Raw genomic sequence first — 23,256 nt, 5'->3', positions numbered from 1 at the left:
ATCCGGGCGGTCGGCCTGCGGCGGAGTCCGGGCGGCGATCCGGCAAGGCGCGGTTTCGTCCGGATACCGGTGTTGTATCCGGACGCCACCGCAACGCCGCCGGTCGTCGTCCGGGCCCGCCGCAGGCCGGCCAGCTCTTATGAAACAGGCCCTAGTGCGCTGGGCCATTTGTCAGGGCCTAGGTGCACTGCCGCGCGGGTGGCGTGCGGCGCCAGACCTGGCGGGGTGCGAACCCTTCACGTCGCAGCCAGTGCTCGGTATAGACAATCCGCTCGGGCTCAACGACCACAAGGGTGTCTTCGGGCGGCTCGGACACCGAGCGTCCCCGCTCGGCGTGCTCGTTCTCCCATCGGAACGCCTCCCAGTAGTGCGTACGGTCCGGATGCGCCGGATCGAGCACCCGGGCGGTACCGAACACCTGCGCCCCACGGCTGCTGGCCAGCCCGACCAGCGGCGCGAAGATCCCGACGGACACTCGCGGATCGGCGGCGATGTTGCGCATCTTGGGCGAGCGCGGCGAGGCCGTGAACAGCACCGTGAAGCCGAGCGGGTAGTACCGCACCGGGGTGGCCAGCGGGCCGTCCGGACCCGTGGTCGCGAGTACGCACATGTTCTGCGACGACAGCAGGTTGAGAATGCGCTCGTCGAGCCGTTCACGATCGAGCCGCCCAACCGGCGTGGGCCCGGCCAGCCATGGATTGGTCAATGGCACGCGGGAACCTTATCGCGCGGCTTGACCTGAAGCTTGGATGAGGTCCTAGCCTCCGGTATCGGAGGTACGCATGAGCATGGAAGTTACCGCGTGGACGTCTCTGCGCCACGCGATGAACGCGCGGGACGAGCGACCGCTGTCCCGCGCCACCCTGAAGCGGATCGCGCGGTTCGCCCGGCCGCACCGCGCACTGATCGTCAGATTCCTGCTGTTGAGTGTGGTGACGGCAGTCCTCACGGTGGCGTCGCCGATTCTCGCCGGTCGGGTGGTCGAGGCGATCGTCGACGGCGCCGACGGCGGCGTCGTGGTCCGGTTGGCCGTACTGATCGCGGTGATCGCCCTCGCCGAGGCCGGCCTCGGGCTGGTGACCCGATTCCTCTCCGCCAGCATCGGTGAGGGGCTGATCGTTCAACTGCGGACGGCTGTCTTCGACCACGTCCAACAGATGCCGGTGGCGTTCTTCACGCGGACCCGCACAGGTGCGCTGGTCAGCCGCCTGAACAACGACGTGATCGGCGCGCAGCGCGCGTTCAGCGACACTCTGTCCAGTGTGGTCGGCAACGCGGTCACGCTGATGCTGACGTTGGCCGTGATGCTCAGCTTCTCGTGGCAGATCACGCTGTTGGCGCTCGTCCTGCTGCCGATCTTCGTGCTACCGGCCCGCCGCATGGGCTCACGGCTCGCCCGCTTGCAGCGTGAGGCCGCCGAGCACAACGCGGCCATGAGCACCCGCATGACGGAACGGTTCTCCGCGCCCGGCGCCACCCTGGTCAAGCTGTACGGGCGACCGGCCGAGGAGTCCGCCGAGTTCGCCGCCCGGGCACGGCGGGTACGGGACATCGGCGTCCGTACGGCGATGCTGCAGTGGGTCTTCATCACCGCGCTCACCGTGGTCGGCTCGCTGGCGCTGGCCCTGGTCTACGGGCTGGGCGGCCTGTACGCCCTGCGCGGCAGCCTCGACGCCGGGACCGTGGTCGCCCTCGCGCTGCTGCTGTCACGCCTCTACGCGCCGCTGACGTCGCTGGCCAGCGCCCGGGTCGAGGTGATGAGCGCGCTGGTGAGCTTCGAGCGGGTCTTCGAGGTCCTCGACCTCAGGCCGCTGATCCTCGACAAGCCCGACGCCCGCCCCCTCCCCGACGGACCGGTCGCGGTCGAGTTCGACGGGGTACGGTTCGGCTATCCGTCCGCGGACCGGGTGTCCCTCGCCTCCCTCGAGGACGTGGTGAAGCTCGACACGCGCGGCGGCGAGGACGTGCTGCACGAGGTGTCGTTCCGCGCCGAGGCGGGTCAGATGGTCGCGCTGGTGGGCTCCTCCGGGGCGGGTAAGTCGACGATCGCGCAGTTGGTGCCCCGCCTGTACGACGTCGATGACGGGACCGTGAAGCTCGGCGACGTCGACGTACGCGACCTGTCCGCCGAGTCGATCCGGACGGCGCTGGGCGTGGTCACCCAGGACGGGCACCTCTTCCACGAGAGCATCCGCGCCAACCTGGCGTTCGCCCGGCCCGACGCCAGCGAGGACGAGATGTGGGACGTGCTGCGGCGGGCCCGACTCGACGACCTGATCCGTACGCTTCCCGACGGTCTCGACACCATCGTCGGCGAACGCGGATACCGCCTGTCCGGCGGCGAGCGGCAACGGTTGACCATCGCGCGACTGTTGCTGGCCCGGCCGCGCGTGGTCATCCTCGACGAGGCCACCGCGCACCTCGACTCCACGTCGGAGGCCGCGGTCCAGGACGCCCTCGCCGAGGCCCTGACCGGTCGCACGAGCGTTGTCATCGCGCACCGACTGTCCACCATCCGGGCGGCCGACCAGATCCTCGTCGTGGAGGCCGGCCGGATCGTCGAACGCGGACGACACGGCGACCTGCTCGCGGCGGGCGGTCGCTACCACGAGCTGTACCGCACCCAGTTCGCCCAGGAGCAACCGACGGCCCAGGAGCAACCGACGGTCCAGGAACAACGCGTGCCGATCTAGACCACCGCGCCGGGGCAACTGCTCCACGACGTCGCCGCCCGCCTCGGGTCGACCCCGGGGCGGGCGGCGAGATTCGACGATCAGTCGTCGTCGCCGTCGCCGCTGTCGTCGCCGTCGTCGTCCGCGTCGTCGTTCTTGTCATCGGCGTCGTCATCGACATCGACCGGCTCCTGCTCGGCCTTGACCACCGAACCGTCCGCACGGTCAACGTCCACCTCGTGCTCGGTGTCGCCGACGACGACCTCGACGCTCCAGACCGCACGGCCGTGCTCCTGCTCGGCCTCGATCTCGACGATCTGACCGCCGCCAGCCTTGGCGAGCGCGATCTCCCCGGCCCGCTTCTCGTCGACGGCGGCGCCGGCCGGCGCCCCGCCCGCAGACGGGGCTCCACTGGACGACGGGGCACCGCTCGTCGGCGTACCCGACGGTGTGCCGGTCGACGACGGACCGCCGGTCGCCGGCGCGGCGGTCGTGCTCTCGGCCGTCGGCGCGACGGTCGCGGCGGCGAGCGTCGTGTCGGTGCGCGAGTCCTTCGCGGCGGTGACGCCGAACGCGGCCCCGGCCACCGCCAGCACCGCCACCCCGCCGGCCGACGCCAGGAGCAGATTGGTCCGCTTCATCGTGGTGTCCACCTTTCCTCGGTTGTCGACTACGAGGATCGGCGGAACCGGGATAGCAGCGCGCTGTCCCAACGCTAAGGCCGGGTTAAGCCGGCGGTCAGAGCGCCATCCGCATGAAGACGTCGGCACGGTCGTACGGCGCCAACGGGATCTGTTCCGCGTCGACGTGCTGGAAGCCGGCCGTTTCGTAGAGGTGTACGGCGTTCGGGAGCTTGGTGCTGCTGCCGAGGAACAGGGTGGCCGCGCCGAGCTCGCGGGCGCGCCCGATCGCCGCCTCGATGAGTTGCCGGCCCAGGCCCCTGCCGCGCAGCGCCGGGGTCACCGCCATCTTCGACAACTCGAAGACGTCCGCCGAGCTGCGTACCAGGGCGACACAACCGACGATCTCCCCGCCGTCGCGCAGGACGAGCACGTCGCCGCCCGGCGCGACGATGGCAGCGAACGGGTCACCGAGCGTCTTACGGTCCGACTCCTCGATGGTGAAGCGGTGGGAGATCCACTCTTCGTTCAGCGTCCGGAAGGCATCGGCCTCCTCGGGGGTCGTCATGGACGTGACGGTCAGCGTGCTCGGATTCATGACCCCGATTCTCCGGCCGCCCTCATTCGAACGTCCAATATCTTGTTTGGACTGATTCGTATCCTCGACGTATGGATCCCGAGTTGCGCCACCTGCGGTACTTCGTCGCGGTCGCCGAGGAGCTGCACTTCGGTCGGGCCGCGGTGCGACTGCGGATGGCCCAGCCGCCGCTGTCGCAGCAGATCCGACAGCTCGAGGCGATGATCGGTACGCCGCTGTTCGTCCGCACCTCCCGGTCGGTGGCGCTGACGCCCGCCGGTGAGGCGTATCTCGTCCGGTGCCGGCGGGTGCTGGCCGCCGTGTCCGACGACGTGCACGAGGCGAGCCGCATCGGGCGCGGGGAGCAGGGACGCTTCGACATCGGCTTCGTCAGTTCGGCCATCCAGCTCGGGCTGGCCGGGCCGATCCGTCGTTTCCGTGAGCGCCATCCGGCCGTCCACCTACGCCTGCACGAGGCGTACACGGCGCAGATCGTCGACCGGCTGTTGAGCGGCGAGGTCGATCTCGGCGTGGTTCGGGACGCGGACGACCACGACGACCTGGTCGGCGTCACCTTCGCCACCGAGTCCTTCGTCGCCGTCCTGCCGGCCGACCACCCGCACGCCCGAAGCCGCGCGATCAACGCGGCGGTGCTGCGGGACGACCCGTTCGTCTTCATCCCGCGAATGGCCGGCGAGCGGGCCTACCAGCGCAATCTCCGGCCGTGCCTGGAAGCCGGCTACACGCCGAGCATCGTCCAGGACGCCGGCAATTGGACCACGGTGGTGCACCTGGTCGCGGCCGGCCTCGGGGTGACGATCGCACCGGCGAGCATCACCGCCGTGACGCCTCCTCCGGTGGCGGTGCTGCCGTTGACCGGCACCGGGGCCACCACCGAGGTGCGGATCCTGCGTCGCCGGGATGACGAGCGGGTCACCGCGACCGGCTTCGGGACCGCAGGGCGATCTCCGGGCCTGCTGGCGGCTAGCCACGCCGGTTGAGTTCCGCCTCCAGCCGCTGGACGAGGGTCTTGCGGTCCTTGCCGGCGTGCTCGTTGCGCAGGGCGGTCCGGAGCTGTCGCGTGTCGAGGCCACGGACGAGTTTGCTGGCCTCGGCCACCGACATCTCCGACATCCGGCCGGAGGTGGTGGCGTCGCGTCGTGCCTTCTTGGCCGGGCCGGTGTTGGCGACGTACTGCCGGCCGGTCCGGGACGCCTCCCGCTTCTTGGTGTCGGTCGCGCGTTTCTGGCTCTCGGACATCTCGTCCCAGGCCTTCTTGGGCAGGTAACGGCTCGTCGTGCCGTCCTTGCGGGCCCGGGCGTCGCCCTCCTTCGTCTGCCACTTCTCGTTGCCCCAGCGCTGCAACGCCTTCTGCCGATCGTCCTTTTCGCCCAGGAACGCACCGCCGCGCCGCTTGTACTCCTGCGTCACCAGCTGTGACTTGCGCGCCGACCACTGACCGGGCTTTCCGCCCTTGTCGGACGCCTTGATCTCTTCCTTGATCTGCTCTCTGAGCTCGGGTTTCGTATACCGCGCCATGGGTGGCAGCTACCCGGCAGCGCAGCGGCTATGCCTGGCGCCGCGGTGGCGGGCCGAGCCGCAGCAGCACCTGCGCCCCACCATGCGGGCCGGAGTGCAACTCCAGCCGGCCGCCGCCGGCCTGGGCGGCCCGCCGGGCGATGTCCAGGCCGAGCCCGGTCGAGCCGGCCGCGCTGGCCCCTCGCTTCACGGCGCCCGGCGGCATTCCGGGGCCCTCGTCGGCGACGGTGAGCAGCACCTCGCCGGCGTCGGACACGAGGCGGACCGTGAACGGCGTGCCGTCGGGGGTGTGCGCGAAGACATTGCCGAGCAGGGCGTCCACGGCGGCCGTCAGGTCGTCGGCGGCCACCCCGACGGTCAGCGGGCCGGGGGCCAGGTCGAGGTGGACGGCCCGGCCGGTGTCCTCGGCGAGCACCGACCAGAACGCGACCCGGTCGGCGACGATCGCCGCGGCATCGGAGGCGACCGCGCCCGGCACCGGAGCGCGACGCCAGCGGGCCTGCTCGATCAGCCCGGTGACCGCCCGTTCGAGCCCGTCGGCGGCGGCCGCGATCCGGACCGCGTCGTCCGGGTCGCGCAGTGACTCCGCCTCCAACCGCAGCGCCGTCAGGGGTGTCCGCAGCCGGTGGGACAGGTCCGCGACCTGCTCGCGCTCCTGGAGCAGGAGGACCTGGATCCGGCTGGCCAGGTGGTTGAGCGCCCCGGCGACCTCCCGCAGCTCGGCCGGGCCGGCGGGTACGACCCGGGCGTCCAGCTCGGCGTTCGCCAGGCGGTGCGACACGGCGGACAGGTCGCTGATCGGCCGGACCAGCGTGCGCGCCAGCCGGTCGGCGACCGCCAACCCGATCAGCACCAGCACCACACCGAGCAGCGCCAGCACCAGCCAGGCCCGGGTCACCCCGGCGGTCAACTCCTGGCGGGGCACCACGATCCGGATGACGCCCGTGCCGTCCGCCCGGCCCTGCACGGCGATGACCACCTCCCGTCCGGCCGCCGACTCGCCGGTGAGGCTCTGCCCTCGTGCGGCCAGGGCCACCGCGGGCGTACGGGGCGCCTGGGCGCCGAGCACCGTGCCGTCGGGCAGAAACACACTCACCGGACGGCCGGACTCCGCCGCCAACTGCTCGACGGTGAGCCGGATGGTGGGCGCGTCGGCGGTACCGACCACCGGCACGAGGCTCTGCGCGTCGGCGGTGGCCCGTACGGTCGCCCGGTCCTGCGCGACGGTGCGCACCAGCAACGCCAGCGGCACCAGGAACGCGACGAGCGTGAGGACGCTGACCGCGGCTACCAGCAGCGCCAGACGCGCCCTCACGGGCGGGCCGAGGGCGCTTCGAGACGTACGCCGACGCCGCGCACGGTGTGCAGGTAGCGGGGTTGCTGGGCGGTCTCCCCCAGCTTGCGGCGCAACCAGGACAGGTGCACGTCGACGGTCTTGTCGGCCCCGCCGTACGGGATCTGCCAGACCTCGGTGAGCAGCTCGCGTTTGGTGACCACCTGACCGGGTCGCCCGGCCAGGTGGTGCAGCAGGTCGAACTCGCGCGGCGTCAGCTCCACCGGCGTGTCGTCCAGGGTGACCTGCCGGGACCGGGGATCGACCCGCAGACCGCCGACGACGAGGGCCGGGTCCGGCGCGTCGACACCGGCGGGGCCCCGCCGCAGCACCGCGCGGGCGCGGGCGTCGAGCTGCGCGGCGGTGAACGGCTTGACCACGTAGTCGTCGGCGCCCGCGTCGAGGACCCGGACGATCTCGGTCTCGTCGTCACGCGCCGTGGCCACGATGACCGGCACCGAGCTGACCGCGCGCAGCATCCGCAGCAGCTCACGTCCGTCCAGGTCGGGCAGGCCCAGGTCGAGCACCACCAGGTCGGGCCGGTCGTCGAGGGCGTCGCGCAGGCCCGCCATCGCGGTCGAGGCCGCGGCGACCGCGTGGCCGCGTTCCCGCAGGGCACGGATCAGCGGGGTACGGATCGTCAGGTCGTCCTCGATGAGCAGCAGGCGGGCCACAGCAGGCAGGCTAGCCGCTGTCACTGCCGGCGGGGCCCACGTTAACCGTGCCTTAGCCTCCGGATGTGCCGGCGACAACCGTGGATCGGGGATAGTCGGTGGCATGAGCCGTCGTTCGGTCCTCGTCGCCGCCGGGTGGGTGGCCACCGTCGCCGTGGCGACCCTGATCGGGTTGGGCGCGATCCGGCTGGTGGGTGAGAGCATCACCGGCACACCGGGCGGGGTGCGCAGCGAGGCGGAGATCGAGCGGGCGCTCGCCGCGCCGGAGCCGGGCCCGAGTGGCACCGTGGGCGCCGCGCCGGGCGGGCCGTCCACGGCGAGCGCCGCACCGAGCGCCAGCGCCGGGGTCCGCCGGAGTTTCGCCACCGGCGGCGGCACGGCCGTGGCCGAGTGCGGCCCCGACGGGGTACGCCTGGTGTCGTGGGCGCCCGCGCAGGGTTACCGGGTGCACGAGGTGGACCGGGGCCCGGACGACGACGTCGAGGTCACGTTCGAGGGTTCGGCCGGACGGCACGAGTTGAAGGTCCGCTGCATCGGCACCGAACCGGTGGCCGTCGCCGACGACTGACGGAGCCAGCGGCGTGGCCGGCACGGAGAACCGTGCCGGCCACGTCGTGGTGGTGGTTCAGCTCGTGTACGCCTCCACCTCCCAGAGGGAATGGCCGTAGCCGGTCCCCCGGGCCGTGCCGTAGATGCGCAGGTAGCGGCCGTTCGCGCCGAGGCCGCTGTGCTCGTCCACGCCACCGTCGGCGCCGGTCACCGTCTTCACGGTGGTCCAGGTGGTGCCGTCGTTGGAGGTCTGGATCTGGTACGCGCTGCTGTAGGCCGCCTCCCAGGCCAGCTTGACCCGTCCGATCGCGGTCGGGCTGCCCAGGTCGACGCGGATCCACTGCGGGTCGGAGAACGCGCTCGACCAGCGGGTGGCGAGGTTGCCGTCGACGGCCTGCGCGCCGGTCACGTCGGCCCCCTCGCTGCTGGACGTCGTCGTCGGCTTGTTCAGCAGCAGGTTGCCGCCGGTCGGGGTGCCGGTGCCGCCGTACACCTCGAACTCGTAGAGCGAGTAGCCCCACGCCGTGCCGCGGCCGGTGCCGAGGAGCCGGACGTACCGGCCGGAGCCGGTGAGCCCGGTCAGGTCGTCCACCCCGCCGTCGCCGCCGGTCACCGTGCGGATCGTGGTGAAGGTGACGCCGTCGGTCGAGGTCTGGATCTGGTACGCGCTGCCGTACGCGGCCTCCCAGGTCAGCTTGACCCGGCTGAGGGCGTACGTCGCGCCCAGGTCCACGTCGATCCACTGTGGGTCACCGAAGGCGCTGCCCCAGCGGGTGCCGGCCACACCGTCGAACGCGTTGGCCGCGACGAAGGCGCCCTCGAAGCTGGAGGCCCGCGCCGGCTTGCCCCTGGCCAGGTTGGTGCCCGTGCCGGGATCCGGGTCCGGGTCCGGGCCGGGACCGCCGGGGCTGGTGGAGAGGGTGAACTCGTCGATGTCGAACCACGGCCCGGCACCCTTGAAGACCAGGTACAGGGTGCGGGTGCCGGTCGGCGCGGTGACCCCGCCGGTGACCGTGGCGAAGTTGGCGTACCCGCCGGTGGAGGTGACGGTCGCCGAGCCGACCAACTGCCCGGTGGGTGAGTCGACGCGCAGCTCCAGCGTCCCGCCGCCGCCGGCCGGCGCGCCGACCCGGGCGCTGAACGACTGGATGCCGGTCAGGTTGTACGGACGGAACGAGATCCAGTCGTTGTTGTCGATGTAGCCGACGGCGGCACCGCCGTGCCCGGCCGCCCCGGCGACGATCTGGACGCCGGACGAGTCACCGAAGTGCTCGGCCTGGCGGATGCGGGGTTGCAACACCGCCTGGGTGTGCGTGGTCAGCGCCGGCTGGCCGCCTCCGCCCAGGTCGGTGTACTCGGCGTCGATGATGCCGAAGATGTTCGCCGCGGTGTCGTGCTCGCCGTCGGCCGAGGTCTGGATGACCCCGGTGCAACCCTGCGCGCTGGCGAGCTGGTGGCCGTGCGAGTCGTGCCCGAGGACGTAGTTCACCTTCACCCGGGCGCAGTTGATGGTGCCGTCCTGGGCGTCGGTGACCGTGACGGAGAACGGGATCGCGTCTCCGAAGGTGAAGGTCTGCCCGTTCAACGGGGTGTTCACGGTGACCACCGGGGCGCTGTTGCCGACGGTGACGACCACGCTCGCGGTGGCGGTCTTGCCGGTGGTGTCCCGCACGGTCAGCGTCGGGCTGCGGGTGCCGTTGGTGGTGTACGTGAAGCTGGGGTTCGCGGCGGTCGAGTCGGTGGTGCCGTTGTTGTCGAAGTCCCAGGCGTAGGTGAACGGGTCACCGTCCGGGTCGAGGGTGCCGGCCGAGGAGAAGGCCACGGTCAGCGGCGCGGTGCCGCTGGTGGGGGTGGCGGTGACTTTCGGTACGGGCGCGCGGCCGCCGCGGGCGTACTCGATGCGGTAGAGCGCCGAGTTGGCGTCGCCGTTGAACCAGCCGGTGCCGTAGTCGAGCACGTAGAGCGCGCCGTCCGGGCCGAACTCCATGTCCATGACCTGGGTGCCGGTCCACGGGAACGGGTGGATCTTCAGTGGCTGACCGCTGGAGTCGAGCTTGACGTTCTTGATCCAGCGGCGGCCGAACTCGCCCGCGAAGAAGGTGCCGTCGTAGTACTGGGGGAACGCCACGGGCGAGGTGTTGTTCGGGTCGTACCGGTAGACCGGGCCAGCCATCGGCGACAGGCCACCGCCGGTGAACTCGGGCGGCGAGCCGGAACCGCCGTACGGCAGCCAGGCCGGGATCGCCGGCGGGAGCTGGGTGATGCCGGTGTTGTTGGGCGAGTTGTTGACGGGCCCGCCGGCGCAGTTGAACTTCGCCCCGGACGGCCCGGACGGGAAGGTGTAGTCGTTGTAGGCGTCGTTGCGGGCGGTGCAGTACGGCCAGCCGTAGAAGCCGGGCCGGTCGATCCGGGCGAACTCGACGTTGCCCGCCGGACCCCGGTTCGGGTCGGCGGTGCCCGCGTCGGGTCCGTAGTCACCGAGGTAGACGATGCCGGTGGCCTTGTCCACGCTCATCCGGAACGGGTTGCGGAAGCCCATGGCGTAGATCTCCGGGCGGGTCCGGGCCGTGCCGGGCGCGAACATGTTCCCGGCCGGGATGGTGTAGCCGCCCGCCGCGCTCGGCTTGATGCGCAGCACCTTGCCGCGCAGGTCGTTGCTGTTCGCCGAGGTGCGCTGCGCGTCGAAGGCCGGGTTGCGGCCGGACCGCTCGTCGATCGGGGTGAAGCCGGCCGAGTCGAACGGGTTGGTGTCGTCCCCGGTGGACAGGTAGAGGTTGCCGGCCGCGTCGAAGTCCATGTCGCCGCCGACGTGGCAGCACATGCCCCGGCTGGTGGGCACGTTGAGAATCAGGGTCTCGCTGGCCAGGTTGATGGTGTTGTCGGCGTTCACGGTGAAGCGGGACAACCGGTTGACCCCGTCCCAGACGGCGAAGTCGGCCGGCGTGCCGGTGGCCGGCGCCCCGCCCCCGGGGGTGCTCAACGGGGGCGCGTAGTACGCGTATACCCAGCGGTTGGTGGCGAAGTTGGGGTCGGCCTTGATGCCCTGGAGCCCTTCCTCGTCGCCGCTGTAGACGGCGAGGGTGCCGGCGACCTTGGTGTTGCCGGCGGCGTCGGTGTGCCGGATCACGCCATCGCGGGAGGTGTGCAGCACACCCCGGTCGGGCAGGACGGTCAGGCTCATCGGCTCGCCGGTCTCGGCCGCGCCCTTGGCCAGCGCCACCTGCTGGAATCCCGTGGTGACCGTCGCGCCGCAGTCGGCGGTGACCGCCCCGGCGGCGGTCTGGATGCCGCCGAGCAGGTGCTGCCGGAAGGCCGCGTCGGTGTACGAGGCGTCGGTGTGGCCGAGGCCGGTGTACCAGGCCCGGCCGCCGGAGTAGTTCTGGCACCAGGAGATCGGGTGGTCGTACCCCATGCTGCCGCCGGTGTAGGTGCTCTCGTCGAGGGTGGCCAGCACGTGCACGGTGCCCCGGGGGTTGGCGCGGTAGTTGTACAGCTCGTCGAAGCGGCTCCACCGCTGCGGCAGCCCCTTGGTGGACGGGTGCACCTGGTCGGCGACCGTCACGGTGGCGGTCTGCTCGGCCGGGTGCGAGGCGAAGTACGCGCCGACGAGCCCGCCGTACCAGGGCCAGTCGTACTCGGTGTCGGAGGCGGAGTGCACGCCCACGTACCCGCCGCCGGCCGTGATGTAGCGCTCGAAGGCCGCCTGCTGGGTGGCGTTGAGCACGTCACCGGTGGTGGACAGCCAGATCACCGCCGCGAACCGGGCCAGGTTGGCGTCGGTGAACTGGCCGGCGTCCTCGGTGGCCTCGACGGTGAAGCCGTTGGCCGCGCCGAGTTGCTGGATCGCCGTGATGCCGGGGGTGATCGAGCCGTGCCGGAATCCGGCGGTCTTGCTGAAGACCAGGACGGTGAACGGAGCGGCGCTGGCCGCGGGTGGCGTGGCGACGACGCCGCCCAAGACGAGGATCGCGCTCAACACAGCGCCGAGCCATGCTCTCGGGGATCTGCGCACGGATTGGTCCTTTCGCGGGACGACGTGCGCCGATCACGCCGGTGGGGGTGTGCATGCATCGTTACGGGTCGATTACCACCTCGTCAAGGACTTCCGCACTATCCGAGAGAGCGTTATCTCGGCAGCTCAGGGCGACTGCGGCAAGAAAGATCAGATTACGGTTTCCGCGCGGTCCCGCGCGGCGTCCCGGCGCAGCGCCGGCAGCGTCGGCGCGAGCGCCACCGCCATACACAGGCCGCCGAGCGGCAGCAGGTCGAGCGTGACGGCCGGTAGGACGATGCCGACGAGCAGCAGGGCCACGCTCCACCAGGGCAGCCGCCGGTGCGCCGCGAGCATGCCCGCGAGGACGAGCAGACCGAGGAAGAACAACTGCGGTACGACGTCGTAGAACAGCACCTCGACGCCGGGCACGTCCTTGAAGTCCGCGCCGAGCGCCGACATCTCCGCCCGGTCGGCGGCCAGCAGACCCTCGACGATGTCGGCGCCGAACTGCACCATCGTGGCGGCGAGCCCGACCAGCGTGACGGCCACGACCGACGTACGCCACGGACCGGGGCGTAGCAGGCCGGCCAGCGCCAGCACCACCGGCACGAACAACACCATGCCGGCGAGGCCGACCAGGTGCGCGGCCTGCCAGTCGAACCCGGGACCATACGTCCCGTCGGACCTACCCCACAGGCGGACGAGCCCGTAGCCCACGATGCAGGCCGGACCGGTGATCACGAAGAATGCGGCGCGTCTCATGATCACCATCATCTGGCCGTCCACACCCGTCCAGCCTCCGGGCGCAGCCCCGGTACGGCCCCGGTTTCCGCCTCAGGTCTTCCACCGAGCAACCCTGATCCCGGTGGTCTCTATAGTCGCGCGGTGAGCATGGAACGGGTACGGCAGGCGTACGCCTCGGTCGCGGATCTCTACATCGAACTGTTCGGCACGCGTGAGCAGGTCGACCCCGACGACCTCGCCCTCATCGGCCGGCACCTGGCGGGTCGACCCGGGAAGGTGCTCGACCTGGGTTGCGGCCCCGGCCACCTCACCGACTACCTGCGGTCGTCGGGCGTCGACGCCACGGGCATCGACGTGGTCCCCGAGTTCGTCGCCCACGCCCGTGCGACGTATCCGAGCGGCAACTACCGCCTCGGGTCGTTGGGCGACCTCGACGTGGCCGACCACTCCGTCGCCGGCATCCTGGCCTGGTACTCACTGATCCACCTGCCGCCGGAGCGCCTCGACGGCGTGCTGACCACGTTCCGGCGTGCCCTGGCCCCGTCCGGGAGGTTGGTGCTGGGCCTCTTCTCCGGCGACGAGGTCGACGCCTTCGACCACAAGGTCATGACCGCCTACCGTTGGCCGGTCGACGAGATCGCCGCGCGGCTGGCGCGCGCCGGCTTCACCGAGGTCGAGCGTTTGGAGCGCCCCGACGGTGGCGCCCATCGGCCGCACTTCGCCATCGCGGCGGTCACCATCGACGGGTGAGCGTACGGCGCCTCCTCAGCCGTGTCGGGAAATGCGGCGAGGCGACCGGATCGCCGGTCGGCCAGCCGCCTGGACGCATTGCGGGGCTGTTCTGTGTGCCGCTGCGCGGCGGGCTAGGAGACGCCCGTTCCATGGCGCAGTTGGGCGAAGGCTCGGTCTGCGTCGGCGATCGCCTCGGGTTGCACGTCGTGTGCGGTTCGCCCATCGGCGATCCTCTGCCAGTTGGTCCGGGCCAGGACGCGGTGAACCGCGATCACCTGGGCGGCCTGCAGTAGGGCGTCGATGCCCGGGCCGAGGGCCGCAGCCAGCGCCTCCTCATCGTCGAGCAGGTACTGCGTGAGCCGTCCCGCCAGGCTCGGGGTGGTGAACACCAGCCGATGAAACGCCACCACCTCGGGATGATCATTGAGGCCGGTGACCGGCTCGAAGCGATCGAGACCGGCTCGGAAATGCCGGTGCAGGGCTGTCATCGGCGCGATGTCGGGCCGACGGTCGCGCACCACACGTGCGGCCTCGCCGTTGTGGTCCGCGAAACGGTGCAGGACCAGGTCTTCCTTGGTGGCGAAGTAGCGGAAGAGGGTCGGTTTCGACACCTCGGCCGCGACGGCGATGTCGGAGACCGATACCTGCTCGAACCCGCGCGCCAGGAACAGCGAGATCGCCGCGTCGGCGATCGCGTCCCGCGTACGCAGCTTCTTGCGGGCGCGTAGCCCGACAGGCTCCATCACCGTGTCAGACTAACATTCGTTACCGAGTTGCTTTTTTAACTCGGTAACGGTTTCATGGAAGCCATGGAACAGGTAGACACCCCGAAGCACTCCGTCAACCAGGGCGAGGTCGCCGCGACACCACTAGGAGGACCTCCGGTACTTGTCACTGGGGCGACCGGCCGCATCGGGCGCAGCGTCGTCGATCTGCTGACCGATGCGGGTGTGCCGGTCCGTGCCCTCGTGCGCCGCTCCGAGACGGCGGCGACACTGCCCGCCAACGTCGAGATCGTCACCGGCGATCTCACCGTGCCCGAATCGCTCGACGACGCACTGCACGCCGTCAGCACGGTCTTCCTGGTCTGGACCGCTCCGGCGCAGACCGCGGCGGCGGTCGTGGACCGGCTGGCCGCCCAGGCGCAGCGGGTCGTCTACCTGTCCGCACCACACCAGACCCCGCACCCGTTCTTCCAGCAACCGAACCCGATGGCGGCGTTGCACGCGGAGATCGAGCGGCTCATCTCGGCCGCCGGGCTCGACTCGACGATCATCCGACCAGGGATGTTCGCGTCGAACGCCCTCCTCTGGTGGGCCGCCGCCATCCGTGGCAACGGCGTGGTCCGGTGGCCGTACGGCGCGGCCGAGACAGCCCCCGTTGACGACCGAGATGTGGCCGAGGTCGTCGCGCGCACCCTGTACGAGGACGGGCACGCTGGCGGTGACTACGTCCTGACCGGCCCCGAATCACTCAGTCAAGCTCAACAGGTAAGCATCATCGGTGACACGCTGGGGCGCCCGATCGCGTTCGAGGAACTGTCGCCCGACGACTTCCGGCGCGAGACTCCGGAAGCCGCGCGCGCGGCAGTGGACATGCTCCTCGCCGCGTGGGACGCCACGACGGGACACCCGGCATACATCACGTCCACGATATTCGACATCCTCGGAACACCACCGCGAACGTTCCGCCAGTGGGTCACGGACCACGCCACCGCCTTCACCGAGCATCCCCACCCACGGAACCCCTGACCACCCTCGACGTCAGCTGACCAGTACCGAACGGCGGATTTCTCGTTCCACTGGCGGCTCGGCGCAGGGGGCGAAGCGGCTCGACCATCCCTCGTCCGGCATCCCGTCGAGGGCCAACAGCTCGAACACGTTGCCATCGTGGCTGACCGGAAGCGGGCCGGCGGCCGTCGAAGTAGGTGCGCCAGATGTATTCGTCGGTCCACGTCACCCGGAGGCCCTGACGACGTGAAAGAGGTAGGCGTCCGAGATCGCGTCCAGCCGCGCCGACCCGTCCTCGCGCAGATCGATCCGGTCGCCGGAGGATCCGCACCAGGTACCCGTCAGGTCAGCCTTCGTAGGCTGTGGCGGAGGGTCGAGGGCGCACAGCCGACCAGATTGGACGCTGAGTCGTAGTCGCTCGGCTGTTCTTGCCGCCTCTTGGATCGGGGTGGTTGTTGCGGTCGGCGCAGTTGACGGCCAGGCCGCGAGCGAGGTTCTGAAGCCCTGCCCGCTTCTCGTTGCCGCCGTATTCGTTGACGTTCAAATCCACCTCACGCGTCGCGCGCAGCGGACACCGCCAGGAACCCTCAGCCGACGCTAAGACCGCTCTCACGGCCCGTTCCTAACGTGTGCGGGCATGGCGACACCACCCGTATCCCCGCCGACGACCGCCGCCCGCGCGGCCGACGTCACCGCCTGGCTGACCTGCGTCGCGCCCCGCCCGGCCGCCCGGCTGCGGCTCGTGTGCCTCCCGTACGCCGGTGCCGGCGGCGGCGCGTACCGGCCGTGGGCCGCGCTGCTGGGCGACGACGTGGAGGTGTGGGCCGCGCAGTTGCCCGGCCGTGAGCGTCGGCTGGCCGACCCGCCGCTGAGCACGATGGACGAGGTGGCGACGCCGCTGGTCGACGCGATCGTCGCGCGGGTGCCGACGCCGTTCGCGATCTTCGGGCACAGCATGGGTGGCCTGATCGGGTACGAGGTGGCGGCCCGCCTGGTCGCCCGGGGCGGCCCGGTACCACAGCGGCTGGTGGTCTCGGCGGCCCGTCCGCCGCGCGACGCCGCGCCGCTCGGCACGGCACACCGCCTCGACGACGCGGCGCTGACCCGCTGGCTGCACGACCTCGGCGGGATACCCGACGAGGTGCTCACCGACCCCGGTCTGCTGGAACTGATCCTGCCGACCGTGCGGGCCGACCTGAGCGTGGTCGCGTCCTACCGCCCGACGACCGTGCCGCCGCTGCCGCTGCCCGTGGACGCGGTGGCGGCCGCCGACGATCCCCTGGTCGCCCCGGACGAGGTGGCCGGCTGGGCGGCCTGCACCGCGGCCGGTTTCTCGCTGACCGTCGTCCCCGGAGGCCACCTCTACCTCCACGACACGCCTCCCCCGCTGTCCCGCCTGCTCGACGGCGGGCCGGCCGCCGACCGCGCGTACGTCGAAGGGGCCACCCGATGACCCAGGACCTGCACCCGGACCTCGCCGACCTCACCCCCGAGCAGCGGGAGCTGCTGGCCCTGCGGCTGCGCCAGAGCCGCGCCGGCCAGAGCCAAGCCGGCCAGGCCCGCGCCGGTCGCGCCGATCCGACACCGACTCCCGCGACGGCGGCCTACCCGCTCTCCTTCACCCAGGAGCAGCTCTGGTTCCTGGACCGGTTGGAGCCCGGCACGCCGGTCTACAACGTGCCCTTCGCCGAGCGGATCACCGGTCCGCTCGACGTCGCGGCGCTGCACCGGGCGGTCAACGCGGTGGTGGCCCGGCACGACGCGCTGCGGGTCGTCTTCGCGACCGTCGACGGCGTCGTCACCCAGCGGGTGTCGGACGCGCTGGAGCTGCCGTTGCCGCTGCTCGACCTGACCGGGCTCCCCGCGTCGGAGCGGGAGGCAACGGCCGAGCGGGAGATCGCGGCGCACGCGGCGGTCCGCTTCGACCTGACCAGCGGGCCCCTGCTCGCGGCCCGGCTGGTCGCCCTCGCGGACCACGAGCACCTGTTGCTGGTGACCGCGCACCACATCGTCTTCGACGCCTGGTCGGCGGGTGTGTTCGTCGAGGAGCTGGTGCGCTGGTACGGCGAGTTCGCCGGGGACGCCCCGGCCGGGTTGCCCACGCTGCCCACCCGGTTCGTCGCGCACGTCGCCGCCCGCCGCCGGCCGGAGGCCGAGCGGGAGCTGGCGGGTCACCTGGCGCACTGGCGGGAACGACTCGCCTCGGCGCCGACCCGGTCCACGCTGCCGCCGGACCGGCCCCGGCCGCCGGTGCAGACCCACCGGGGCCGGAGCCTGCCGTTCACCGTCGACGCCGAGCTGACCGACGCCCTCGGCGGGTTGGCCCGCCGCGCCGGAGCCACCGTCAACGCGGTGGTCCTCGCCGGGCTGACCGCCCTGCTGCGCCAGGCCACCGGCCAGGACGACCTGCTGCTCGGGATGCCCGCCGCCGGCCGGGCGAGCACCGATCTGGAGCCGCTGATCGGCTGCTTCGCCACCATGCTGGTGCTGCGCGTGGACACCACCGGTGACCCGAGCGTCCGCGACCTCGTCCGCCGGGTGCACCGGACGGTGAGCGAGGCGTACGCCCACCAGGAGGCCCCGTACGCGCGGGTGGTGGAGGAGGTCCGCCCGGTCCGCGATCCCAGCGTGAACCCGCTCTTCCAGGTGCTGGCGACCATGACCGACGGCGGCGTACGGCAGCGGCAGGCGGCCGGTGCGACGTTCCGTCCGGTGCCGGCGGAGAGCGGGCTCACCGACTTCGACCTTTTCGTCAGCCTGACCGTCGAGGGTGACCGGATCGACGGCGCGGTCGACTTCAACGCCGACCTGTACCTCGACGAGACGATCGCCGCGACCGTGGGCCGGCTGCCGGAGCTGCTCCGCGCCATGGCGGACGACCCGGACCGCCCGTTGTCGCAGGTGCCCGGCCTGCGCCGGCACCGGATCGCCCTGGCGGCCACCTTCACCGTGGACCCGCTGCGCGACCCGGTGGAGTTCTGGCTGCGCTTCCTGCGCGTACCCGCGTCGGTGGAGCTGGTCGGGTACGGCCAGCAGGTGGCCCACCTGCTGGCCGGGCCGACGGCCGACGCCACGGTCTGCCTGCTGCGCTTCGAGGACTGGTTGCGCCGCCAGGACCACACGGCCGGGGACGCGGCCCTCGACGCGGCGATGGACGACCTCGACGCGGCGGTGGCGGCGTACCGACGGCGGACCGACGCACCACTGCTGCTTGTGGTGTGCCCCGCGTCGCCGCGCGCCGCCGACCGGCTCGGCGAGCGGTCCGGCCGCCTCGACGACCGGCTGGCCGCGTTGGCCGCCCGTACGCCGGGGGTCCACGCGGCCTGGGCCGCCGACCACGTCAGCGCCTACCCGGTGAGCGAGATCAGCGACGAGCGCGCGGACGAGTTGGGCCATGTGCCGTACACGGGCGAGTACTTCGCGGCGCTGGGCACGATCGTGCTGCGTGAGCTGCGGCGGCTCGCCGGCCAGCCACGCCGCCTCGTGCTCGTCGACGACGAGCGGTTGCCGCTCGACCGGCTCGCCGACGCGCTGCCCGGTCACGAGGTGCGGGCGTACACGGCGGAGGCGCTGGCCGCCGCCGATCCGGCCACCACGATGGTCCTGGACACCGACCCGCAGGCCGTGGCGGCGCTGCGCGGCGCATACCCGGGCGTGCTGGCGTTGGCCGTGCCCACCGGCGCAGCGGACCTGCGCCGGCAGCTCGCCCACGTCTGGGCGCTGGACCCGCCGCTGGCGAGCGCCGGCCCGAATGAGCTGTGCACGACGATCGGATCGGAGCGGGCCGCGTACGTCGTCGAGGAGCTGAGCACCGCCGCGGCGGTCGCCGAGCGGAGCCGTCCGGCGCGCGCCGCCACGACGGACGACGGCGAGGTGGTCGCGCCGCGCACCGCCACCGAGGAGCGGCTCGCCGGCCTCTGGGCCGCCGCGCTCGGCGTCGAACAGGTCGGCGTGACGAGCGACTTCTTCGGCCTCGGTGGACACTCGCTGCTCGCCACCGGGCTGCTGTCGCAGGTACAGGCCGAGTTCGGCCGGGAGGTGTCGCTCTACACCCTGTTCACCAACCCGACGGTGGCCGGGCTCGCCGCCGTGCTGGACGCCGATGAGGACGCCACCGCGCTCGCCCCGCTCACCCCCGCCCCGGCGGGTACGCCGGCCGTGGCGTCGTCGGCGCAGGAACGGCTCTGGGCGCTCGACCAGCTCGGCGACGACGTGGTACGGCACAACACCACGGCCGCCGTCGAGCTGCGCGGCGACCTCGACACGACCTCGCTGCGCCGGGCGTTCGAGGACGTGCTGGCCCGACACGAGGTGCTGCGGACCACCTTCCGGGGCCGTGACGGCGAACCCGAACCCGTCGTGCACCCGCACGTCGACCCGTGGCTGGAGACGCTGGATCTGACCGCGCTGCCGGCGGCGAAGCACGCCCGTGCGCTGCGCCGGGCGGCCGCCGAGCTGGCCGCGCACCGGTACGACCTGGGGACCGGCCCGCTGGTGCGGGCCCGCCTGCTGCGGCTGCCCGACCAGCGCTGGCACCTGCTGCTCGGCATGCACCACATCGTCTGTGACAACACCTCGTGGAGCATCCTGCTCGACGAGCTCGCCGCCCGGTACGCCCACCACGCCACCGGCGTCGACCGGCCACTGCCGCCGCTGCCCGTGCAGTTCACCGACCACGCCCGACACCAGCGCGACTGGCTGGCGTCGGCCGCCGTCGAGCCGCACCTGACGTACTGGCGCAAGCGGCTGGCCGACGCGCCGCCGCTGCTGGACCTGCCCACCGACCAGCCCCGCCCCGACGAGCGCTCGGACGTCGCCGGGTACCAGGCCCAGCGGCTGGGCGTCGGGCTCGGCGCGGCCGTGCGGGAGCTGGCCCGGGCCGAGGGGGTCACCCCGTTCGCCGTCCTGCTGGCCGGTTTCGCGGCCCTGCTGCACACCGAGAGCGGGCAACCGGACCTGGTGCTCGGCACGCCCACCGCCGGCCGGGAACGCGCCGAACTCGCACCGCTGATCGGGTGCTTCGCCGACCTGCTGCCGTTGCGGATGGACGTGGCGGGACGGCCCACGTTCCGGCAGCTCGTGACCCGGGCCCACCGCACGGCCCGGGAGGCGTACCGGCACCAGGGGCTGCCGTTCGCGACCATCGTGGAGGCGCTGCGGCTACCCCGGCAGGCCGCGTACCACCCGCTGTTCCAGTGCGTGCTCAACGTCCTCGACGGCGCCGACGAGCTGCCGGAGTTCGCCGGGCTGACCGCCACGCCGGTCGAGGTGCCGAGCGTCGGTGTCGACTTCGACCTCTTCCTCAGCGTCACCTGGCAGGGCGACGACCTGCACGCCGACCTGGCGTACCGGGCCGACCTGTTCACCCCGGAGCGGATGGTCCGGCTGTTGACCGGGCTGGCGAAGGTGCTCGACGACGGGGTGCGTCGACCGGACACGCCGATCGGCGCGGGTCGACGTGCGCCCGTCTCGCGGCGGTCGACACCGCCCGCGCCCCGGCTGGTGGTCGGCGGCACCGTCGAGGTTCCGCGGCTTGCCCAGGCCGTCCGCTTCTGGGCCGGGCTGCTCAACCTGCCGCACACCCTCGAACAGCTCGCGCCCGGCGCGCTGCTGCGGCTGCTGCGCGACCCGGCCGCCGGCCTGGCGACCGGCCGGCGCGACCGCAACGCGCTGGTCCTGCGCTGGGAGGACCGGCTCACACCCGGCCCGCTCGCGGCGGGCATCGTCGGGCTGCGCGACTTCCTCGCCGAGCTGCTGGCGGCGCTGGACGTGCACCGGGCGCACAGCGTGGCGGCGCTGACGATCGCCATCTGCCCGCCGTCGCCGCCGTACCGGACGTCGCCGTACACCGCCGTCTTCGCGGAGCTGACCGCGCGGCTGGCCCAGGCCCGGCCGGACGTCGACGTCGTCTCCGTGGCGGCGTGGGCGCGGCGCTACCGGGTGCCCGAGCTGCCCGGCGACGCCTGGTCGCCGGAGCTGGCGGCGGTCACCGCGACGCTGCTGGTGCGGCGGGCGGTGCGGCATCCCGCGCTGCGCCGGCTGGTCGTGCCGGCCGGCCCGGCGCACCGGCAGGCGGAGCTGGCACGGCTGCTCGCCGCCCAGGCCCACGCCGGGCGCGAGGTGCTGCTCACCACGACGCCGCAGCGCGCCGAGCTGTCCGCGCTGGTCACCGCCGGGATCATCGGGTACGCCCCGACGCCTCCCACCGACGCGGCCACCCTGCTCCTGCATCCGGCCAGCACACCCGCGCCGCCGGACGTCCCGGCGCTGCCCGTCGACGAGCGGGTCGGGCCGGTGGAGCTGCTACGGGGTCTCTGGTCGCTCGACGCCGGGACCACCGTGGACGGGAACGCGCCCGTCGACCGGATCCCCGCCGGCCTGCTGGCCGAGGTCGCCACCGAGTTGGCCGATGCGGCGGCGGTGCGCGGCGCGGTCACCGACGGGTACCGGCGCTCGGCCGACCGGGCCGCCGCCGCGCCGCGCACCGACCGGGAACGCCAGCTCGTGGCGATCTGGTCGGAGCTGCTGCGGACCAACCAGCTCGGCATCACCGACGACTTCTTCGCCTCCGGCGGCGACTCGCTGCTCGCGATGCAGCTCGTGGCCCGCTGCGCGGCCGCCGACATCCACCTCACCCCGCGACAGCTCGTCCGCCACCCCACGGTGGCCGAGCTGGCCGCCAGCCTCGGGGAGGCCACCGCGACGCCGAACGCCGAGCAGGGCGAGGTGCACGGCGACGCCCCGCTGACCGGCGCGCAGCGCTGGTTCACCGACGTCATCGCCCCCTCCATGGGTCGGCCCGCCCTGTTCAACCACCCCTACTACCTCGAGCTGGCCCGGCCGCTCCCGGTCGGCCTGGTCCGCGAGGCGGTACGTCGGCTGGTGGCCCAGCACGACGCGCTGCGGCTGCGCCTGGCCCGGCAGGCGGACGGGAGCTGGCGTCAGCACCACGGCGACCCGGCCGACGCCGTGCCGTTCGTCAGCCACGACCTGACCGGGCTCGCCGTCGACGAGCGGAAGGCGGCGGTCGAGGCCCACTGCGCCGAGGCGCAGACCGCGTTGGACCTCGAATCCGGCCCGCTGGCCCGGGTGGCGCACTTCCGGCTCGGCCCGGAACTGCCCGACCGGCTGCTGCTCGTCAACCACCATCTCGTCGTCGACGCGGTCTCCCGGGGGGTCCTGCTGGCTGATCTGGAGACGCTCTGCGACCAGCTCGAACGTGGTGTCGAGCCGACGCTGCCGGCCAAGACCACGTCGTACCGGGACTGGGCGCGGCGACTGGCCGGGTACGCGGATTCGCCGGAACTGCGCGAGCAGGTGCCGTTCTGGCTGGCCCAGGCCGACGAGGGGGTGCTGTCCCGGTTGGCCGACGAGCCGTCCGCCACGCCGTTCCGCCTCGGTGACCTGGGCCTGGCCACCGTGACCCTGGACGAGGCCGCGACCCGGGGACTGCACGCCGCCGCCCGTCGACTGCGCGCCAGCGTGCGGGACCTGCTCGTGTGGGCGGTGGTGGACACCGTCGCGGGGCGTACCGGCGGCGCGGTCACCGTCGCCACGACCGGCCACGGCCGGGAACCGCTCTTCGACGACGTCGACGTGAGCCGTACGACGGGCTGGTTCCAGGTGCTCTACCCGTTGCGCCTGGAGCTGCCCGCGACCGCCGACGCGACCCGCTCGGTCCGCTCGGTGATCCGCCAGCTCGGCCGGGTTCCGGACAACGGCATCGGCTACGCGCTGCTGCGTCACCTCTGCCCGGACGACGAGGTGCGCGCCCGGCTGGCCGCCACCGCCGCGCCGATGGTGGCGGTCAACTACATGGGCGGGTACGGCTTCGACGACGTCGCCCCGGCCAACCAGCTCCTCGACGTCTGCGCGGCGCCGTTCGGACCGACCGAGGACCCCGACGGGCACTGGCCCTTCCCCTTCGACGTGACGGGGTCGATCACCGGCCCCACGCTGCGCGTCGATCTGAGCTATGCCACTCCGGCCTTCCGGCCGGAGACCGCCCAGAACCTGCTCGACGGCATCCGACAAGGCCTGTTGCGCCTGGCCGGACGCCCCGGGCAACCGCCACGGCAGTAGGAGGAGACCC

General features: G+C 72.5%; 16 protein-coding genes. 7 read left to right on the top strand and 9 right to left on the bottom strand.

What is annotated here, in order from left to right; genetic code table 11:
* Nucleotides 1–178: 178 nt before the first annotated feature.
* On the bottom strand, nucleotides 179–712 hold the full coding sequence (locus AB0I89_RS14505) for a pyridoxamine 5'-phosphate oxidase family protein (protein ID WP_357125690.1): 534 nt from the start codon (nucleotides 710–712) through the stop codon (nucleotides 179–181).
* 70 nt (nucleotides 713–782) lie between these two features.
* Here AB0I89_RS14505 and AB0I89_RS14500 point away from each other — a divergent pair, with 70 nt between their 5' ends.
* Nucleotides 783–2,693 (top strand): ABC transporter ATP-binding protein, encoded by a 1,911-nt coding sequence (locus AB0I89_RS14500; protein WP_357125687.1) that lies wholly within the window; start codon nucleotides 783–785, stop codon nucleotides 2,691–2,693.
* A gap of 80 nt (nucleotides 2,694–2,773) precedes the next feature.
* On the opposite strand, the gene AB0I89_RS14495 is transcribed toward AB0I89_RS14500, so the two are convergent.
* A complete protein-coding gene (locus tag AB0I89_RS14495) occupies nucleotides 2,774–3,313 on the bottom strand; it encodes a PepSY domain-containing protein (RefSeq protein WP_357125684.1) in 540 nt (179 codons plus the stop codon).
* A gap of 97 nt (nucleotides 3,314–3,410) precedes the next feature.
* Nucleotides 3,411–3,890, bottom strand: a complete 480-nt coding sequence (locus tag AB0I89_RS14490) for a GNAT family N-acetyltransferase (protein WP_357125681.1) — start codon at nucleotides 3,888–3,890, stop codon at nucleotides 3,411–3,413.
* A gap of 71 nt (nucleotides 3,891–3,961) precedes the next feature.
* Between AB0I89_RS14490 and AB0I89_RS14485 the strand changes: the two genes are divergently transcribed.
* The gene (locus AB0I89_RS14485; RefSeq protein ID WP_357125678.1) at nucleotides 3,962–4,870 is read left to right on the top strand and encodes a LysR substrate-binding domain-containing protein; all 909 of its coding nucleotides are present in this window, start codon (nucleotides 3,962–3,964) and stop codon (nucleotides 4,868–4,870) included.
* Here AB0I89_RS14485 and AB0I89_RS14480 read toward each other — a convergent pair.
* Genes AB0I89_RS14480 through AB0I89_RS14470 form a run of 3 tightly spaced genes read right to left on the bottom strand, consistent with a single transcriptional unit; the run spans nucleotide 4,854 to nucleotide 7,415 of the window.
* Nucleotides 4,854–5,408, bottom strand: coding sequence for a DUF5872 domain-containing protein (locus tag AB0I89_RS14480; RefSeq protein ID WP_357125675.1), 555 nt, complete (start codon nucleotides 5,406–5,408; stop codon nucleotides 4,854–4,856). The two genes, AB0I89_RS14485 and AB0I89_RS14480, sit on opposite strands and share 17 nt — an antisense overlap.
* Before the next feature lie 28 nt (nucleotides 5,409–5,436).
* Entirely contained in the window at nucleotides 5,437–6,723 is a 1,287-nt protein-coding gene (locus AB0I89_RS14475; protein ID WP_357125672.1) for a HAMP domain-containing sensor histidine kinase, read from the bottom strand.
* Nucleotides 6,720–7,415, bottom strand: a complete 696-nt coding sequence (locus AB0I89_RS14470) for a response regulator transcription factor (RefSeq protein ID WP_357125669.1) — start codon at nucleotides 7,413–7,415, stop codon at nucleotides 6,720–6,722. Before AB0I89_RS14470 ends, AB0I89_RS14475 begins: the two co-directional genes overlap by 4 nt.
* Before the next feature lie 103 nt (nucleotides 7,416–7,518).
* Between AB0I89_RS14470 and AB0I89_RS14465 the strand changes: the two genes are divergently transcribed.
* Complete coding sequence (locus AB0I89_RS14465; protein ID WP_357125666.1) at nucleotides 7,519–7,983, top strand: septum formation initiator; 465 nt, start codon at nucleotides 7,519–7,521, stop codon at nucleotides 7,981–7,983.
* A gap of 57 nt (nucleotides 7,984–8,040) precedes the next feature.
* Here the strand turns inward: AB0I89_RS14465 and AB0I89_RS14460 are convergent, their stop codons facing one another.
* Nucleotides 8,041–11,976, bottom strand: coding sequence for a ThuA domain-containing protein (locus AB0I89_RS14460; protein WP_357125663.1), 3,936 nt, complete (start codon nucleotides 11,974–11,976; stop codon nucleotides 8,041–8,043).
* A gap of 150 nt (nucleotides 11,977–12,126) precedes the next feature.
* Nucleotides 12,127–12,720: a hypothetical protein gene (locus AB0I89_RS14455; RefSeq protein WP_357125660.1), complete on the bottom strand. Its 594-nt coding sequence runs from the start codon at nucleotides 12,718–12,720 to the stop codon at nucleotides 12,127–12,129.
* Nucleotides 12,721–12,843: 123 nt separating this feature from the next.
* Between AB0I89_RS14455 and AB0I89_RS14450 the strand changes: the two genes are divergently transcribed.
* Complete coding sequence (locus tag AB0I89_RS14450; RefSeq protein WP_357125657.1) at nucleotides 12,844–13,452, top strand: class I SAM-dependent methyltransferase; 609 nt, start codon at nucleotides 12,844–12,846, stop codon at nucleotides 13,450–13,452.
* A gap of 113 nt (nucleotides 13,453–13,565) precedes the next feature.
* Here the strand turns inward: AB0I89_RS14450 and AB0I89_RS14445 are convergent, their stop codons facing one another.
* Nucleotides 13,566–14,177, bottom strand: a complete 612-nt coding sequence (locus AB0I89_RS14445; RefSeq protein ID WP_357125721.1) for a TetR family transcriptional regulator — start codon at nucleotides 14,175–14,177, stop codon at nucleotides 13,566–13,568.
* Nucleotides 14,178–14,243: 66 nt separating this feature from the next.
* Here AB0I89_RS14445 and AB0I89_RS14440 point away from each other — a divergent pair, with 66 nt between their 5' ends.
* The 3 genes from AB0I89_RS14440 to AB0I89_RS14430 all read left to right on the top strand — a co-directional run bounded on the left by AB0I89_RS14440 (nucleotide 14,244) and on the right by AB0I89_RS14430 (nucleotide 23,246).
* The gene (locus AB0I89_RS14440; RefSeq protein ID WP_357125654.1) at nucleotides 14,244–15,185 is read left to right on the top strand and encodes an NmrA family NAD(P)-binding protein; all 942 of its coding nucleotides are present in this window, start codon (nucleotides 14,244–14,246) and stop codon (nucleotides 15,183–15,185) included.
* Nucleotides 15,186–15,801: 616 nt separating this feature from the next.
* Complete coding sequence (locus AB0I89_RS14435; RefSeq protein WP_357125651.1) at nucleotides 15,802–16,617, top strand: alpha/beta fold hydrolase; 816 nt, start codon at nucleotides 15,802–15,804, stop codon at nucleotides 16,615–16,617.
* Entirely contained in the window at nucleotides 16,614–23,246 is a 6,633-nt protein-coding gene (locus tag AB0I89_RS14430; protein WP_357125648.1) for a condensation domain-containing protein, read from the top strand. Before AB0I89_RS14435 ends, AB0I89_RS14430 begins: the two co-directional genes overlap by 4 nt.
* Nucleotides 23,247–23,256: the final 10 nt, after the last annotated feature.

This window comes from Micromonospora sp. NPDC049801 (assembly GCF_040656575.1).
In the GTDB taxonomy this organism is placed as follows: Bacteria; Actinomycetota; Actinomycetes; order Mycobacteriales; family Micromonosporaceae; genus Micromonospora.
This window is presented reverse-complemented; position numbering and strand designations above follow the sequence as displayed.